This is a genomic window from Vibrio sp. Vb2131 (assembly GCF_033338535.1).
Classification (GTDB): domain Bacteria; phylum Pseudomonadota; class Gammaproteobacteria; order Enterobacterales; family Vibrionaceae; genus Vibrio; species Vibrio alginolyticus.
The window spans coordinates 323332-339607 of record NZ_JAWOSW010000004.1 but is presented as its reverse complement, the minus strand read 5'-3'; the positions used below and the strand labels follow the sequence as shown (position 1 = coordinate 339607).

Below are 16276 nucleotides of genomic sequence, written 5' to 3'. Positions count from 1 at the left end.
TTGGCGCTGGACTAAACAAAGGCCCCCTTTTAGGGGGCTCACACAAAGCCACCTTCTTTAGAAGGTGGTAATTTACTGCCATTCAGTACAAAATGGTCGCCCTTGTTCTCCGCTTTCAGTTGCATGCTTATCACGTCTGAACCAGCATTGGGCTCACTCATCGCTAGGGCGCCAACGTGCGTACCATCAATGAGTTTGGGAAGGTATTTTTCGCGTTGAGAAGGCGTGCCGTTACGAAAGATTTGGTTGACGCACAGGTTAGAATGAGCGCCGTAGCTTAAAGCGACAGACGCAGAGGCACGGCTAATCTCTTCCATGGCAACAACATGAGCAAGGTATCCCATGCCTGCACCACCAAGCTCTTCATCGACGGTCACACCAAGCAACCCCATTTCTCCGAACAAAGGCCATAAATGATTCGGGAACTGGTTATCGCGGTCTATCTCAGCGGCGATGGGCGCAATATGTTCCGTAGCAAAGGCATTAACGTGTTCTCGGAGCATATCGATGGTATCACCAAGTCCGAAATTGAGTGGGGTATAGGTGCTTTTCATAACGTCTCCCGGTATCAGAGGTAAGGTGGAAAAGCCTGTAGCGGTGTTGCTAATTGAGTATAGCGTTTATGTCTGCTTGCTTTTGAGTGTTTGAATACAACGCTCCTTAGCGGCATTCAACTCTGCCATAACGACGCTGATGTCGTTGAGTTGTTGCTGTAGGACGGCTTGTTTCTCTTCAATGATATTGAGCATTTTCAATAACTGTCCTTCGGTTTGTTGCATGTCGTAGAGCTCGAAAAGTTCACGAATTTCTGCCAACGAAAAACCGAGTCGTTTCCCTCTTAAAATCAGTTTGAGGCGAATTCTATCCCTGCGTTGATAAACGCGCATATTGCCTTTTCGCTCTGGTTCAATCAGACCCACGTCTTCATAAAACCGGATACTGCGAGTAGTAATATCAAACTCCTTGGCGAGGTCACTGATCTTGTATTTTTCCATAACATACTTACCTCGAATAAAAATCCAGTTTCTGGAAATCGAACCTTAAATGGGAAGGCCGAACATCAACTTTGAAATATAAACGTCTGCTTGGTGTGTTTTTTCATCTCATTGTAAAGGCTAGTGCTATGCTTACGTAAACGTCAAGAAATCGCGGAATGAAAGTTTGTTAGTGAAAAAGGCGATAAAGGCTGGTGTGGCGCTTGGTGAGTAATTCTATGTAGGGTGTCATCAGTCTGCCAAGTGTTCACATATACCTTAAGGGAATGCGAATCATGGGAAAAGACATCTGGATTGTCAGCGCGAAAAGAAAGCCAATTGGGCGCTTTCAAGGCAAGTTGCAAACTTACTCTGCTCCTCAATTAGGCGCACTGGCGATCAAGGCGGCAATGCACGAAGTGAATGTGACTTCGGTGGATGAAGTGTTCATGGGATGTGTGCTTCCAGCAGGGTGTGGACAAGCTCCTGCGAGGCAAGCATCTATGGGGGCAGATCTTCCTTTGGGTGTAGGGTGCACCACCATTAACAAAGTGTGTGGCTCTGGCATGAAGAGCGTCATGTTAGCGCACGATCTCATTAAAGCTGGAACGATTCGCTCTGCCATTGCTGGTGGTATGGAAAGTATGACCAATGCGCCGTATTTGCTGAGGGAGGCGAGAAAGGGAATGCGTATGGGGCACCAGTCTGCGTATGACCACATGTTTCTCGATGGGCTACAAGATGCTTACGAAGGGCACTTAATGGGTGTTTATGCTCAGCAAGTCGCTGACAGGCTTAAGTTCACCAGAGAGCAAATGGATGAATGGGCCGTGATGTCGGCAAAACGTGCGTTGGAAGCTCAAGAGCGAGGCTTGTTTGCCGATGAACTTTCGCCGGTTTCACTCAATACCAAGTCAGAACAAGCGGTGCTGGACTACGATGAGCACCCACGCTCGATTGACCTTGGTAAAATTCCTCAACTCAAACCTGCATTCGATGAAAAAGGTACGGTGACCGCTGCTAATTCGAGTGCCATTTCAGATGGCGCGGCGGCTCTTGTGCTTATGGATGAAGACACTGCGCGTCATCAGGGGCTTAAACCACTTGCGATCATCAAGGCGCACTCTACACATGCCAGAAAACCTGCAGAATTTACTTTGGCACCCGTCTACGCAATTGAGCAACTGCTGTTCCAGCTAGATTGGTCAATTTATGAAGTGGACCTGTGGGAAATCAATGAAGCCTTTGCCGTTGTGACACAAATAGCGGTGGCGGAACTTGGACTAGATACGAGCAAAGTAAATATTAAAGGTGGAGCTTGTGCGCTTGGGCATCCGATAGGGGCTAGTGGCGCACGAATTCTGGTGACATTGATTCACAGTTTGCGTCAGCTACAAGCGCTAGGCACCAATGGTGATCTCGAAGCCAAAAAAGTGATGCGGGGTGTTGCGTCACTTTGTATCGGTGGTGGAGAAGCCACGGCGATAGGCATTGAAATACCGCTTTAATTGAAATTAGAAAGGAGTAAATGATGACTCGTTTGGTTCCCTTGTTTATTGGTGGCGAGTTTCGTGAATCTCAAACATCGGATTGGGTTGAGGTAACCAATCCCGCCACTAATGATGTCATTGCGTACGTTCCATGTTCCACAGAGCACGAGATGGAAGCCGCCATTGATAATGCGAAAGAGACATTCCAATCTTGGAAGGAAGTGGCAATATCCGAGCGTGCCCGAGTTATGCTGCGTTATCAGCACTTGCTCAAAGAGCATCATGATGAGCTTGCCACACTGCTTTCTCATGAAACGGGTAAGATTTTAGCGGATGCCAAAGGCGATGTGTGGCGTGGTATCGAGGTGGTTGAGCAGGCTGCAAACATTGCCAGCAATATTATGGGAGAAACCGTCGAAAACGTTGCCACGGATATTGATAGTTACTCAATGATTCAGCCCCTAGGTGTGTGTTGCGGCATTACGCCGTTTAACTTTCCAGCCATGATTCCGTTGTGGATGTTCCCAATCGCTATCGCTGCGGGCAATACATTTGTGCTTAAACCCTCCGAACAAGTGCCGTTGACCTCTATTCGTTTAGCTGAACTATTTGAGCAAGCTGGCGCGCCGGAAGGAGTGTTGCAGATCGTTCATGGCCGCAAAGAGCAAGTCGACTTTCTTCTGGCTCATCCTGATATTCGAGCGGTGTCATTTGTTGGCTCGGTTCCCGTTGCCCGTTATATCTACACCACAGGGACTAAACATTTTAAACGGGTTCAAGCTTTTGCTGGTGCAAAGAATCACATGGTGATCATGCCTGATGCAAACAAAGATCAAGTGGTGAATAACCTAATCGGAGCCTCCGTAGGGGCTGCGGGGCAGCGTTGTATGGCAATTTCTGTTGCGGTATTTGTCGGCGATTCAAAACAATGGATTACAGACCTCAAACAGGCAATGGCGAAAGTACACCCAGGGCCTTGGGACGATGAGCAAGCTGCTTATGGCCCACTGATCAGTGAGCAAGCTAAACAACGCGTATTGGACCTAATTGAAGATGGCAAACAACAAGGCGCAGTGTGTGAACTCGATGGCAGTCAGTGTGAAGTGGAAGGCTTTCCCGATGGAAACTGGATTGGCCCAACCTTGTTTAGCGGTGTAACAGCGAACATGTCGATTTACACGCAAGAGATATTTGGCCCTGTCTTAGTTTGTATGGAAGTCGAAACGTTGCAAGAAGCTATTGAGTTAGTGAATCGCAACCCTTACGGCAACGGAACTTCTATATTTACTGCTAATGGCGCTGCTGCGAGAAAATATCAGCATGACATTCAAGTCGGTCAAGTGGGGATTAATGTGCCAATTCCAGTCCCTTTACCATTTTTCTCCTTTACTGGTTGGAGAGGCAGTTTCTATGGTGATTTACATGCGTATGGTAAACAAGCAGTGCGTTTTTATACCGAAACCAAAACGGTGACGGCGCGTTGGTTTGATGACGATATTCCAACGGGGCCAAATCTGACCATCCAACTGCGCTGAGTGAATAAAAGGAGCTTTTATGGACTTTGAACTTAATGAAGATCAACGTGCATTTGCCGATACCGCTCAACAATTTGCCGATGAGCGTTTAGCACCGATGGCGGCGGAGTGGGATGAAAAGCAGATTTTCCCCAAAGACGTATTGAGAGAGGCGGGGGAACTAGGGTTTCTCAGTCTCTACACTCCAGAAGCGCAAGGTGGCCTAGGGCTGAGTCGCTTGGATGCTTCAATTATCTTTGAACAACTGGCCATGGGATGTACGTCCACTACGGCGTTTATGACGATTCACAACATGGTCAGTTGGATGATAGCCAGTTTTGCTACCGATGAAGCCAAAACGCAGTTCTGTCCGAAATTAGTTACGGGGGAGTGGTTAGGCTCCTATTGCTTAACTGAGCCTAACGCAGGATCAGACGCCGCTGCACTGACCACTTCCGCTACAAAAAAGGGAGATAAGTATGTCATCAACGGCGGCAAAACCTTTATCTCTGGCGCAGGAGAGACAGATGTTTTGGTCGTGATGGCGCGAACCGGAGAAGCGGGTGCCAAAGGCGTGTCTGCATTTGTTGTTCCTGCTCACGCAGATGGTATCAGCTATGGGCGCAAAGAACCCAAAATGGGTTGGAACAGCCAACCAACACGAGCGGTTACTTTTGAAAATGTCGTTATTCCAGCTAGCCATTTACTGGGCGAAGAAGGGCAAGGTTTTGTCTTTGCGATGAAAGGGCTTGATGGAGGGCGTATAAATATTGCGACCTGTTCCGTCGGTACGGCTCAACAGGCCCTTGAACAGGCGACACAATACATTCAGGAGCGTAAGCAGTTCGGCAAGTCGCTTGCGCAGTTTCAAGCCTTACAATTCAAATTAGCAGACATGGCGACAGAGCTAGTGGCTGCTCGGCAGTTAGTGCGCTATGCCGCCAGCAAGCTCGACCGAAATGACCCTGATGCTACGGCTTATTGCGCGATGGCAAAACGGTTCGCAACCGATGTGGGCTTTCAGGTTTGCGACCACGCGCTGCAGCTTTATGGTGGCTATGGTTACATCAAAGAGTATCCAATGGAGCGTCATTTCAGAGATGTGCGTGTGCATCAAATTCTGGAGGGAACGAACGAAATTATGCGTTTAATCATCGCACGTCGTTTGCTCTCTGAGGAGTCGGCTTTGCTTTAGCAAAGTATGGTATTTGCTCATTGAGAAAGGATTCAGATATGCCATTAACCCAAGCAGCCATTCAACATACGATCACTAATCACGTTGCGGTGGTGACGATGAACAACCCGCCAGCCAATACGTGGACAGCAGAGAGCCTCAAGGTACTGAAGTCGCTGATACTCACACTTAACAATGATAAGCAGGTCTACGCACTGGTTTTAACCGGCAGTGGAGAAAAGTTTTTCTCTGCTGGTGCGGATCTCAAGCTATTTTCTGATGGTGACAAAGTGGTTGCGTTAGACATGGCGCGATGCTTTGGTGAAGCTTTTGAAACGCTCTCTGAATTCCGTGGTGTTTCCATTGCCGCCATTAATGGTTACGCCATGGGCGGAGGGTTAGAAGTGGCATTAGCTTGTGACATTCGAGTCGTTGAAGAGCAAGCGGTACTTGCTTTACCAGAAGCCAAAGTCGGACTTTTGCCCTGTGCTGGTGGTACCCAAAACCTCACAGCGTTAGTGGGGGAAGGCTGGGCAAAGCGCATCATTTTATGTGGAGAGCAAGTCAGCGCTGACAAAGCAAAAGAACTAGGCCTAGTTGAGGAGTTGGTTCCCAAAGGCGAAGCTTTAAGTAAAGCGATGGAGCTTGCTGAATCTGTTTCGAACCAGTCGCCATCTTCTGTCGCCGCATGTAAGGCGCTCATTCAAAATATGCGCTCTGCGCCACTTCAGCACGGCTTAATGAAAGAGCGAGAGTTGTTTCTGAATCTTTTTGATACGGAAGATCAAGTCGAGGGTGTTCGCGCCTTTTTAGAAAAACGCCCACCGCAATGGAAAAACCGATAGGAGGCCACATGGCAGGGATGGTAACCATCAGTGAAATAGAGTGCTTAGATGGCGTGCACCGCATTGGTATCGCAACGTTAGACAACACCGCTTCATTGAATGCATTGACGTATGACATGTTGGTCCAACTTAACGATCAGCTTATCAAGTGGCAAGATGATCCACATATGGCTTGTGTGGTACTGACTGGCGCTGGAGAAAAAGCATTCTGTGCTGGTGGTGATGTTCGAGCTATGTATCACGTCATGCATAACGAGAGTAAAGAAAAAATCGTAGAGTTCTGTACGAACTATTTCTCGTTGGAGTATGAGTGTGACTATCTCATCCACACTTACAACAAACCCATTATCGGTTGGGGAGAAGGTATTGTCATGGGCGGTGGGATGGGGCTTTTTATGGGAACCAGCCATAAAGTTGTGACAACAACATCACGCCTTGCTATGCCAGAAATCAATATTGGACTGTATCCCGATGTGGGAGGTACGTGGTTTTTAAGCCAGATAGATCCGCAAGTGGGTTTATTCCTCGGATTGACAGGTTCAATGGTAAATTCAAGTGACGCTGTCACTATTGGTTTGGCCGATTGGTCACTGTTGGAAGAGCAGTATCCCACCTTACTGGATGAGCTAAAGCGGCTCCAGTGGGGCAAAGAAGATGCGAAAGAGTTGGTAACTGCACTACTACAGTTAATGGAAGAACAAGTTATTGATAGCAAACCAACCACGCAAATTTGTCCATATTTAGATCAGATAGAGGAAGCGTGCAAAGGCTTTGATCTTAATGCGATAGCACAGCGAATCATGGCTATCGAAGGGAATAGCCAGTGGATAGAAAACGCGAAACAAACGTTCGCATCGGGCAGTGCGATCACCGCGCATATTTGCTTTAGACAAGTGAAAGAGTACCACAGCTTACCGCTTGCAGATTGTTTCCGTTTAGAGTTGAGTTTGTCGGTTCGCAGTGCCTTATTAGGTGAGTTTAAAGAGGGCGTCCGTTCTCGGCTCATTGACCGGGATGGCGAGCCGAGCTGGATATTTAACAGTGTCAGTGAAGTCGATGAAGATGTCATCGATACCTTGTTTACCTCACTTTGGCCGGATGACGAACATCCGCTTGCTGATTTGGGTGAACAAACACTAGGTCAATAAGGAGAATGATCATGAGTACCATCGCATTTATCGGTTTAGGAAGAATGGGGCATCCGATGGCGCAAAACTTATTAGCGTCTGGATTTAACGTGCAAGTATTTGATGTCGATAGCGAAGCGGCAAAGCAACTTGCACCTTTTGGTGCGGTGGTGGCGAGCTCTATCGAGGAAGTCGTGGATGGTGCAAGCACGGTCATCACGATGCTACCAGCAGGATCTCACGTTCGTTCCGTGTATCTTGGCGACTTACACGGCGGCGTAGGTGTCCTCAATCTTGTCTCGCCAAGTACCTTGATGATTGATTGTTCAACCATTGATCCGGACTCTGCGCGATTAGTCGCCAATGAAGCGGCAAATAAACGCGTGTTGTTTGTCGACGCGCCCGTTTCGGGGGGCGTTGCTGGCGCTAAAGCGGCGACATTAACCTTTATTGTTGGTGGTTCGGATCAAGCGTTTTCTAAAGCCAATGCGATTTTGCAGTATATGGGAAAAAATGTTTTCCATGCTGGCAAAGCAGGCGATGGTCAAATGGCGAAAATCTGTAACAACCTTATGCTCGGCATTTTAATGTCTGGTACGTGCGAGGCATTAAACCTAGGTATCGATCATGGACTCGATCCAAAAGTGCTATCAAACATCATGCTGCAAAGCTCTGGCCGAAATTGGGCATTGGAGCTTTACAATCCTTGCCCAGGTGTGATGGACAGTGCGCCAGCCAGTCACGATTACCAGCCGGGATTTATGAGCAAACTCATGCTAAAAGATCTCGGCTTGGGGTTAGATGCGGCGTTACAAACACATTCTTCGGTTCCGATGGGGTCGTTAGCGCGCAACTTATATTCTTTCCACAACGCGAGCGGCCACGGCGAGCTCGATTTCTCAAGCTTATTTGAGTTATACAAGAGTAAGAAAGGCTAGACCGAGTTTTGTGACAAACCAGCCCGAGATGGTGACGTAAAATGCGCATCATTTCGGCCAACTTAGACTGGTTGAGGTATAGAACATTACGAGCTATGGAGTGCACCAATATGGACATAAAAAGTAGTGTTATTGCCATTACAGGAGCAGGGCAGGGGCTTGGGCAAATGATGGCCATTACCCTTGCTCAAGCTGGCGCTGATTTAGCGTTATTGGATGTAAACGCCAGTGGCTTAATGGAAACACAAGAGCAGTGTCGAATGCTGAGTGCGAAAGCGTTGACATATCAAGTGGATGTCACCAACGAAATCGATGTTGAAACCACGTTTGAAGCGATTATCCAAGATTTTGGTCAACTCAATGGGTTAGTCAATAACGCTGGCGTGTTAAGAGATGGGTTACTTGTAAAAGCAAAAGATGGCGTGATCAGTAAGATGTCTTTAGATCAATTCAATTTGGTCATGAACGTTAACGTGACAGGAACATTTTTGTGTGGGCGTGAAGCTGCCGTCAAGATGATTGAGAGTGGCTCCCAAGGCGTTATCATCAATATTTCTAGTGTTGCGAGAGCAGGGAATATCGGACAAACCAATTATTCTGCGTCAAAAGCGGCGGTCGCGACCATGGCGACAACATGGGCCCGTGAGCTCGCAAGATACGGTATTCGCGCGGCGGCGGTTGCACCAGGTGTAGTTCATACCGCGATGGCAGAGCAAATGAAACCAGAAGCCATAGAGCGATTAGAAAAGATGATCCCAGTTGGCAGGATGGGCGAAACAAGCGAAATCGCGCATGCAGTAAAATACATTATTGAGAGTGATTACTTTACTGGCAGGGTTTTAGAAGTGGATGGCGGCATTCGTATGTAAGTGACCACTTAAATAAGGCTCTGATAGACCTGAATAATAAGTTTCTTTCCATTTCAACATTTTCTATGTTGTGGAGTGCTAATTCTGCGCAACCCAAATGTATTTACAACTTATGTTTGGATTTACCTTGAGAATGATTTCTCGCAATCCAATAAAGAGATGTAAATACCACTCAAATATTAAGTGAAATCATTAATTTGATGCTGATCACACTTTTGGTTTTTTAGTTTCCGCTTCTCATTAAGGCTATCTGCGTAAATGAAGTTGATAGTCAGTCTCATCAATTTTAAGTTTCAACTATTTGTTTTTAAATAATTAATTGTTGAAGCACGAGAAATTCGTGTTGAGGTTAATATTCGATTTAAAGTGTGTAACTTCCATTAATGGAAGGTTAGTTTCCAGTTGTGGCTAATGAGCTTTAACTTTTTACTCCTCATAATGCGCCAAATGTAACATAGTGTTTCAAAGTGTAACAATAAACTCACACTAAGAGTGTGGTTTTGATCTCCACTCAATTCCGTTTTGTTTCGCTCTGAGCCCGACGTTACTCATGCTCAACACATAAACATTCTAATGACTATAACAACTGGTTCTTGGCTTGATACCAATCGTATCGTAGCAAATAACGGTTCATTCTAGCTGGTTAAATGCTTGATGACGAAGTTGAAAAATTGTAAGTAGAATAACTACTTATCGAAGTTTTTTCTTGTTCTCATACATTACCTCTGCGCTATTTGTGAGCTTTTATTTACTTTGATTGGCATCTGCTTTGAAACCAGACAACCATCGAGAAAGTTAATGGAAGCCTCAAGATATAAACGCATCTTGTCGAGGGGAAGTTTGGCGTCCGTCATACTTATGCTCTCAGGATGTAATTCAGCTTTACTTGACCCCAAAGGTGCCATTGGTGTGCAAGAAAAAGAGTTAATTATTACTGCTCTTTTGCTGATGTTGATCGTTGTAATCCCTGTGATTTTAATGACGATTTACTTCGCTTACCGATACCGCGCCTCTAACACTGAAGAAGAGTACGCACCCGAGTGGTCACACTCGACCAAAATCGAAGTGGTGGTATGGACAATTCCAATCATCATCATTGCGATTCTTGCGACGATCACATGGCGTTCAACTCATGAACTAGAGCCATCCAAACCTTTGGAAAGTGATGTTAAACCAATGACCATCGAAGTGGTGTCACTCGATTGGAAATGGTTGTTCATATATCCAGAAGAAAACATTGCGACGGTGAACTATGTGGCGTTCCCGAAAGACGTGCCAGTGCAGTTCAAACTGACTTCGGACAACATCATGAACGCGTTTTTCATCCCTCGCTTAGGTACACAGATCTACGCGATGCCAGGAATGGTAACCAAGCTCAACCTGATAGCGAACCACGAAGGTGACTACAAGGGTTTTGCATCGAACTACAGCGGCGAAGGCTTTTCGCAAATGAAGTTCACAGCTTCAGCAATGTCTGATCGTGCTGCGTTCCTAAATTGGGTGCAGAAAGTGAAGGCGAGCCCTGATCGTATTGAAGATTGGGAGCAATACAGCTCACTGGCAGCGCCAAGTATCGCAGAGCCAGTCACTTTGTTCTCTAGCGTTCCTCCGTTCTTGTTCACCGACGTTGTGACTCAGCATCCTGGTTCAATGAACTGTTTGCCTGAAAACCAAGGATAATCGTAATGTTTGGAAGATTAACTCTTGATTCAGTTCCATTCCACGAACCTATTATCGTCATCACCCTAGCGGTTGTGGCGCTGGTTGGTTTAGCCGTAGTTTACGCGGTGACCAAAGCCGGAAAGTGGCAATATTTGTGGAATGAATGGTTTACTTCAGTAGACCATAAAAAACTTGGCTTCATGTACATCGCAGTAGCGATGGTGATGCTTGTTCGTGGTTTTGCTGACGCAGTCATGATGCGTAGTCAGCAACTCCTTTCTTCTGCGGGTGAAGCAGGTTACTTGCCACCGCATCACTACGATCAAATTTTTACTGCCCACGGCGTGATCATGATCTTTTTTGTAGCGATGCCATTGGTCATTGGTTTGATGAACATCATCGTGCCATTGCAGATTGGTGCACGTGACGTGGCTTTCCCGTATCTGAATAACTTGAGCTTCTGGCTGTTTGTTGTTGGTGTCATCCTAACAAACATGTCTCTCGGCTTAGGTGAATTTGGTCGCACCGGTTGGTTGGCGTATCCGCCGCTTTCAGGTATTGAGGCTAGCCCAGGAGTCGGGGTCGACTATTGGATTTGGGCGCTGCAGATATCAGGTGTTGGTACGACGTTAACAGGCGTGAACTTCTTCGCGACCATTTTGCGTATGCGTACACCGTCTATGCCAATGATGAAGATGCCAGTTTTCACTTGGGCGTCTCTGTGTGCAAACATTTTGATCATCATTTCATTCCCAATCCTAACGGTGACTATCGCTCTGCTAACGCTGGATAGATACCTAGGCATGCACTTCTTTACCAATGATCTTGGCGGCAACGTAATGATGTACGTCAACCTTATTTGGGCTTGGGGTCACCCAGAAGTGTACATCTTGATCTTGCCAATTTTTGGTGTGTTCTCAGAAGTCACCGCAACCTTCTCACGTAAAAAGTTGTTCGGTTACACATCGCTAGTTTGGGCTACCGTAGTTATCACGATTCTTGCCTTTGTCGTTTGGCTACACCACTTCTTTACGATGGGGTCTGGCGCGAACGTAAATGCCTTCTTCGGTATTGCCACGATGATCATTTCTATCCCAACAGGGGTGAAGATCTTCAACTGGCTATTCACCATGTACAAAGGCCGCATCCGCTTTACGACGCCAATGATGTGGACGGTGGGCTTCCTGATCACCTTTACTGTTGGTGGTATGACGGGCGTACTAATGGCTGTTCCGGGTGCAGATTTCGTTCTGCATAACTCAGTATTCCTAATTGCTCACTTCCACAACGTTATCATCGGTGGTGTGGTGTTTGGATGTTTCGCTGCGATCACTTACTGGTTCCCGAAAGCGACCGGTTTCACCATGAATGAAACTTGGGGCAAACGCGCGTTCTATCTTTGGATTATTGGTTTCTTAATGGCGTTCTTACCGCTTTACGCGCTGGGCTTCATGGGGATGACTCGTCGTTTAAGCCAAGACATCAACCCAGAATACTTCCCACTGTTGTCGATTGCCGCAGCAGGTACGGTTGTGATTGCGCTGGGCGTATTGTCTCAGTTCATCCAAATTTACGTGAGTATCCGTGACCGCGAGCAAAACCGTGATCTAACTGGTGACCCGTGGGGTGGACGTACTCTTGAGTGGGCAACATCGTCTCCACCGCCGTTCTACAACTTTGCGCACCTACCAAAAGGTGATGTGCTGGATGCCTTCTGGTACCAGAAACAAAGTGGCGAGTTCGATCCAACTAAAGAAGTGGAATACGAACGTATTCATATGCCAAAAAACACGGCAACAGGCATCTACGTGTCGGCTTGGTCGCTCCTATTTGGCTTCGGCATGATTTGGTACATCTGGTGGCTAGCGGCGGCAAGTTTGGTCGGTATTATCGTGACGTGTATTCAGCACAGCTACAACGATGACGTGGATTACTACGTGGAAGTTGAAGAGATCAAAGCAATTGAGGCCGAACGTCGAGCTCAGCTTGAAGAAGCGAAGAAAAACTCAGTGAAAGACAGCGAAAGTAAAGATGATCTGGAGGTGACGTATGCAAACTAATATCGCAGCACATCACGACCATGATCACCACCATGACACGAATGGCAACAAGCTATTTGGCTTCTGGGTTTACCTGATGAGTGACTGTGTACTGTTTGCGACCTTGTTCGCGACTTACGCTGTGCTGTCGAGCAATTCAATTGCGGGCCCAACAGGTAAAGACATTTTCGAACTCCCATTCGTTTTTGTCGAAACCATGCTGCTGCTGTTTAGCAGTATCACATTTGGTTTTGGCATTATCGCGATGAAGCGCAACAACGTTGCTGGTCTCAAACGTTGGATGTTAGTCACGTTCGCGCTTGGTCTTGGCTTTATCTGTATGGAGGTCTATGAGTTCCATCACCTGATTGAAGAAGGCTATGGGCCACAAACAAGTGCATTCCTATCGGCATTCTTTACGTTGGTTGGTACGCACGGCCTGCACGTAACCTTTGGTCTGATTTGGTTAGCGGTAGCGTATCATCAACTGTCGACGAAAGGTCTGAACGACAATATGGCAATGCGCTTTAACTGCTTAAGCCTATTCTGGCACTTTCTAGATATCGTTTGGATTTGTGTCTTTACCATCGTTTACTTACTGGGGGTAATGTAATGGATCAACATGTAGAAACCAGTTCGTCAGATTACGTGAAAGGCTTTATTGCCTCACTGATTCTGACGGTAATTCCGTTCTACTTTGTTTGGACGAAATCATTACCAGATACAACGACCTATGCGATTCTATTTGGATGTGCATTAGTGCAGATATTTGTTCACTTTAAATACTTCTTGCACATGGAAACAAAAACATCCGACGGACGTTGGAACCTTGTATCACTGATGTTTACCGTCATTGTTGTACTTATCCTTATCGCTGGCTCGGTATGGATCATCTACAACATGAACGTCAACATGAAGTTGTAGGTCAAGGTATGCTGAAAAGTTATTTGTCTATCACTAAACCGGGCATTATTTTCGGCAACCTGATTTCTGTTGCGGCGGGGTTCTTCCTCGCCGCAAAAACAGAACCAGCCAGTCTAATGTTGTTCGTTACGACGTTAGTTGGTGTTGGGTTAGTCATCGCTTCAGGTTGTGTGGTGAATAATATTTTCGATCGTGATATCGACCAAAAGATGGCACGTACACGAAATCGTGAAACAGTGAAAGGCAACATCAATATCGATATTGCGTTTGTTTATGCACTTGCTTTATTGCTGGTAGGAACCGCACTGTTATTTATCCGAGTGAATCCACTATCCGCTGTCGTCGTGTTGCTTGGCTACGTGTATTACGTGTTCTTTTACACGATGTGGTACAAACGTAACTCGGTGTATGGAACCTTAGTGGGAAGTATCTCAGGCGCAGTTCCGCCATTGGTGGGTTACTTGGCGGTAACAAACTTCATTAGCTTGGAAGCGATTTTACTCTTTACCATGTTCTGTCTCTGGCAAATGCCGCACTCGTATGCCATTGCCATGTTCCGCATGCAAGACTACCGAGAAGCCGGGATTCCCGTATTGCCAGTTAAAGAAGGCATTCATAAAGCGCATCGACACATGAAAGCGTATGTCGTGGCTTTTGGAGCAGTATCGTTGGGGTTATTTTTACTAGGTGAAGCCGGGTATGAATACTTAGCGGTTGCAGCGGTTGTTTGCTTTATGTGGACGAAAGTGACCTTTCGCAGCATTGATGACAACAACTACATCGCTTGGTCAAAGTCGGTGTTTAAAGTCTCACTGCTAGTGGTGATGGGGATCAGTGGTGTGCTTGGTGTCGAGTTGATTCCTCTAGCTCTGTAACAACCAAACCTAAGCGTTTGCTAAACGCCAATATCTTTTGCTGCTGAATGCATGAATGGCCTTACCTGGAAGTAAGGTCATTTAACTTTCTATTGTCCTTTATTTTCACTGTTTTTCCTGTTCCTCCTCTAGCTTCACTATCACGTATTCATATCTAAAAGCAAAAACAACCAGTGTGTAAAACATAGTGGATCGCGCGTTTCCGCTGACGCGTAATAATGCCAAGAGATAGCGACGATTAAGCCAAAAAGTATAAACAGCGCAATAACTCTACTTACCATATGAGAATTCAATATCGATAGTTTGTAATGTAAACATTGGGGGGAGTGCTAGTTCCCATGGCAGCATACAAACTAACAATGTGAATGTTTGAGTTGAATCACCAGCTAGCGAAATACAAAAGCTTTACGACTGAAAGTGGGTGACGAAGCATCTTAGCTCCAGTGAAATGAACACGATTAAGAATCATCCTTTTACATAATCTAAAAACTCACTAAACCTTAACCCAGATTAAAGTTTTGCCACCCACGAGGCATTAAGGTGCGCCTGTAGTTTGCAGGTCTCACGGATTCAGAGAAGGAACAGCCATACGTTGTGTATCGCTGTTCCTTTTTTGTTCTTGTTTACTTGCGAAAAGATAAAACATAAAGACAACTTTAAGAGGACTGGTTTTGAGCATTTTGTTTTCCGAAGCCCGCATTGGCAACATGACCCTAAAGAACCGTTTTGTGCGAAGCGCAACGTGGGAGAACATGGCGACCGAAGATGGTCACATGACGGCAAAGCTTTACGATATTTACGAAACGCTTGCGAAAGGGGAAGTTGGGCTTATTGTCACGGGTTATGCCAATATCGTTGAAGAAGAGAAACCCAACGCAGGTATGATGGGGATCTACAGCGACTCTTTTATTGAAGAATACAAAAAGCTAACAGAGCTAGTACATCAACTAGATTCTAAAATCGTGATGCAAATTGCTTACGGTGGCACCAAAACCACCCATAACGTCGGTGAGCGTGTCATCTTCGCTCCGAGTGACGTGCCTGAGCGTGGTACAAATACGCAAGGCAAAGCGATGACAAAGGACGAAATAGACTACATCGTAAAGGCATTCGCATTGGCGAGTAAACGTGCTCAAGACGCTGGTTTTGACGGCGTAGAGATTCATGCGGCGCACACTTATTTAATTAACCAGTTTTTAAGCCCGTACTATAATCGTCGAGAAGACGAATATGGCGGTGACTTAGAAAATCGCATGCGCTTTCTTTTAGAAATTTATTCTGAAACCAGAAAGCTGGTTGGAAGCGAATTTCCCATCCTCGTTAAACTGACGGCAACAGAGTTCTTTGACGGCGGTTTAACGTTCGATGAAACTCGCGTCGTCTGTAAGAAACTTGAAGAAGTAGGCGTTGATGCGATCATCGTATCTGGCAATGTTCACGGCAAAGCAAACGAACTTGTTGGTCAAACGTTCGATGGTTACACACTACAAGAAGAAGGTTACTTTCACGAATATGGTCACGTGATCAGTCAGGACGTTAGCATACCGGTGATTACTGTCGGCGGGCTGAGCGACATTGATGCGATTGAGAAAATTGCAGAAAACACAGGTATCCAATTTTTTGCTGTGTCACGCCCTTTATTGGCTGAGCCACAGTTGATCAAACGTTGGAAAGAAGGCAATCGCGCACCAGTAGATTGCGAACGTTGCTCAAAGTGTCGTACCAAGCGTGGTAACTTTTGCGTGGTGTATAAGAACCGAAATCGTCGCAAAAAATAGAACGAAGCGAATACACAAATACAAATTAGCCTCCACTCTGAATATGGAGGCTTTTAATTATCCGCAT

Annotated in this window: 14 protein-coding genes and 1 pseudogene; 13 read left to right on the top strand and 2 right to left on the bottom strand. The window is 46.2% G+C overall.

Annotation, left to right across the window (positions count from 1 at the left end; all coding sequences use genetic code 11):
* Window positions 1–68 precede the first annotated feature (68 nt).
* Together R7E38_RS07390 and R7E38_RS07385 are read right to left on the bottom strand one after the other, a co-directional pair.
* A pseudogene (locus R7E38_RS07390) lies at window positions 69–554 on the bottom strand (acyl-CoA dehydrogenase family protein); the annotation flags it as partial.
* A 66-nt stretch (window positions 555–620) separates the two neighbouring features.
* The gene (locus R7E38_RS07385) at window positions 621–995 is read right to left on the bottom strand and encodes a MerR family transcriptional regulator (RefSeq protein WP_017821195.1); all 375 of its coding nucleotides are present in this window, start codon (window positions 993–995) and stop codon (window positions 621–623) included.
* Window positions 996–1270: 275 nt separating this feature from the next.
* Between R7E38_RS07385 and R7E38_RS07380 the strand changes: the two genes are divergently transcribed.
* The 13 genes from R7E38_RS07380 to R7E38_RS07320 all read left to right on the top strand — a co-directional run bounded on the left by R7E38_RS07380 (window position 1271) and on the right by R7E38_RS07320 (window position 16209).
* Entirely contained in the window at window positions 1271–2482 is a 1212-nt protein-coding gene (locus R7E38_RS07380) for an acetyl-CoA C-acyltransferase (RefSeq protein WP_226083110.1), read from the top strand.
* Between the two features lie 23 nt (window positions 2483–2505).
* Window positions 2506–3999, top strand: a complete 1494-nt coding sequence (locus R7E38_RS07375) for a CoA-acylating methylmalonate-semialdehyde dehydrogenase (protein WP_158173497.1) — start codon at window positions 2506–2508, stop codon at window positions 3997–3999.
* A 19-nt stretch (window positions 4000–4018) separates the two neighbouring features.
* Complete coding sequence (locus R7E38_RS07370; protein WP_226083109.1) at window positions 4019–5173, top strand: acyl-CoA dehydrogenase family protein; 1155 nt, start codon at window positions 4019–4021, stop codon at window positions 5171–5173.
* 38 nt (window positions 5174–5211) lie between these two features.
* Window positions 5212–5997 carry an enoyl-CoA hydratase gene (locus R7E38_RS07365; RefSeq protein ID WP_017634261.1) on the top strand — a complete coding sequence of 262 codons (786 nt, stop codon included), beginning with the start codon at window positions 5212–5214 and terminating at the stop codon, window positions 5995–5997.
* A gap of 8 nt (window positions 5998–6005) precedes the next feature.
* Window positions 6006–7145: an enoyl-CoA hydratase/isomerase family protein gene (locus tag R7E38_RS07360; protein ID WP_017634260.1), complete on the top strand. Its 1140-nt coding sequence runs from the start codon at window positions 6006–6008 to the stop codon at window positions 7143–7145.
* Between the two features lie 11 nt (window positions 7146–7156).
* Window positions 7157–8062: a 3-hydroxyisobutyrate dehydrogenase gene (mmsB, locus tag R7E38_RS07355; protein WP_053307783.1), complete on the top strand. Its 906-nt coding sequence runs from the start codon at window positions 7157–7159 to the stop codon at window positions 8060–8062.
* A gap of 110 nt (window positions 8063–8172) precedes the next feature.
* Window positions 8173–8931 carry an SDR family oxidoreductase gene (locus R7E38_RS07350; protein WP_005375778.1) on the top strand — a complete coding sequence of 253 codons (759 nt, stop codon included), beginning with the start codon at window positions 8173–8175 and terminating at the stop codon, window positions 8929–8931.
* Between the two features lie 798 nt (window positions 8932–9729).
* Window positions 9730–10611 (top strand): ubiquinol oxidase subunit II, encoded by an 882-nt coding sequence (gene cyoA, locus R7E38_RS07345; protein WP_005388604.1) that lies wholly within the window; start codon window positions 9730–9732, stop codon window positions 10609–10611.
* A 5-nt stretch (window positions 10612–10616) separates the two neighbouring features.
* Window positions 10617–12653: a cytochrome o ubiquinol oxidase subunit I gene (gene cyoB, locus R7E38_RS07340; RefSeq protein ID WP_005375781.1), complete on the top strand. Its 2037-nt coding sequence runs from the start codon at window positions 10617–10619 to the stop codon at window positions 12651–12653.
* Window positions 12643–13245 (top strand): cytochrome o ubiquinol oxidase subunit III, encoded by a 603-nt coding sequence (gene cyoC / locus R7E38_RS07335; protein ID WP_005375782.1) that lies wholly within the window; start codon window positions 12643–12645, stop codon window positions 13243–13245. Before cyoB ends, cyoC begins: the two co-directional genes overlap by 11 nt.
* Window positions 13245–13556: a cytochrome o ubiquinol oxidase subunit IV gene (gene cyoD / locus R7E38_RS07330; RefSeq protein ID WP_017634258.1), complete on the top strand. Its 312-nt coding sequence runs from the start codon at window positions 13245–13247 to the stop codon at window positions 13554–13556. The genes cyoC and cyoD overlap by 1 nt, the downstream gene beginning before the upstream one ends.
* A complete protein-coding gene (cyoE, locus tag R7E38_RS07325; protein WP_017634257.1) occupies window positions 13517–14431 on the top strand; it encodes a heme o synthase in 915 nt (304 codons plus the stop codon). The genes cyoD and cyoE overlap by 40 nt, the downstream gene beginning before the upstream one ends.
* Window positions 14432–15102: 671 nt before the next feature.
* On the top strand, window positions 15103–16209 hold the full coding sequence (locus R7E38_RS07320; protein ID WP_017634255.1) for an NADH:flavin oxidoreductase: 1107 nt from the start codon (window positions 15103–15105) through the stop codon (window positions 16207–16209).
* The last annotated feature ends 67 nt before the right edge of the window (window positions 16210–16276 follow it).

Coding starts and splice junctions, on each gene's coding strand:
- R7E38_RS07385 (WP_017821195.1), bottom strand. CDS start 995: ATGGAAAAATACAAGATCAGTGACCTCGCCAAGGAGTTTGATATTACT.
- R7E38_RS07380 (WP_226083110.1), top strand. CDS start 1,271: ATGGGAAAAGACATCTGGATTGTCAGCGCGAAAAGAAAGCCAATTGGG.
- R7E38_RS07375 (WP_158173497.1), top strand. CDS start 2,506: ATGACTCGTTTGGTTCCCTTGTTTATTGGTGGCGAGTTTCGTGAATCT.
- R7E38_RS07370 (WP_226083109.1), top strand. CDS start 4,019: ATGGACTTTGAACTTAATGAAGATCAACGTGCATTTGCCGATACCGCT.
- R7E38_RS07365 (WP_017634261.1), top strand. CDS start 5,212: ATGCCATTAACCCAAGCAGCCATTCAACATACGATCACTAATCACGTT.
- R7E38_RS07360 (WP_017634260.1), top strand. CDS start 6,006: ATGGCAGGGATGGTAACCATCAGTGAAATAGAGTGCTTAGATGGCGTG.
- mmsB (WP_053307783.1), top strand. CDS start 7,157: ATGAGTACCATCGCATTTATCGGTTTAGGAAGAATGGGGCATCCGATG.
- R7E38_RS07350 (WP_005375778.1), top strand. CDS start 8,173: ATGGACATAAAAAGTAGTGTTATTGCCATTACAGGAGCAGGGCAGGGG.
- cyoA (WP_005388604.1), top strand. CDS start 9,730: ATGGAAGCCTCAAGATATAAACGCATCTTGTCGAGGGGAAGTTTGGCG.
- cyoB (WP_005375781.1), top strand. CDS start 10,617: ATGTTTGGAAGATTAACTCTTGATTCAGTTCCATTCCACGAACCTATT.
- cyoC (WP_005375782.1), top strand. CDS start 12,643: ATGCAAACTAATATCGCAGCACATCACGACCATGATCACCACCATGAC.
- cyoD (WP_017634258.1), top strand. CDS start 13,245: ATGGATCAACATGTAGAAACCAGTTCGTCAGATTACGTGAAAGGCTTT.
- cyoE (WP_017634257.1), top strand. CDS start 13,517: ATGGATCATCTACAACATGAACGTCAACATGAAGTTGTAGGTCAAGGT.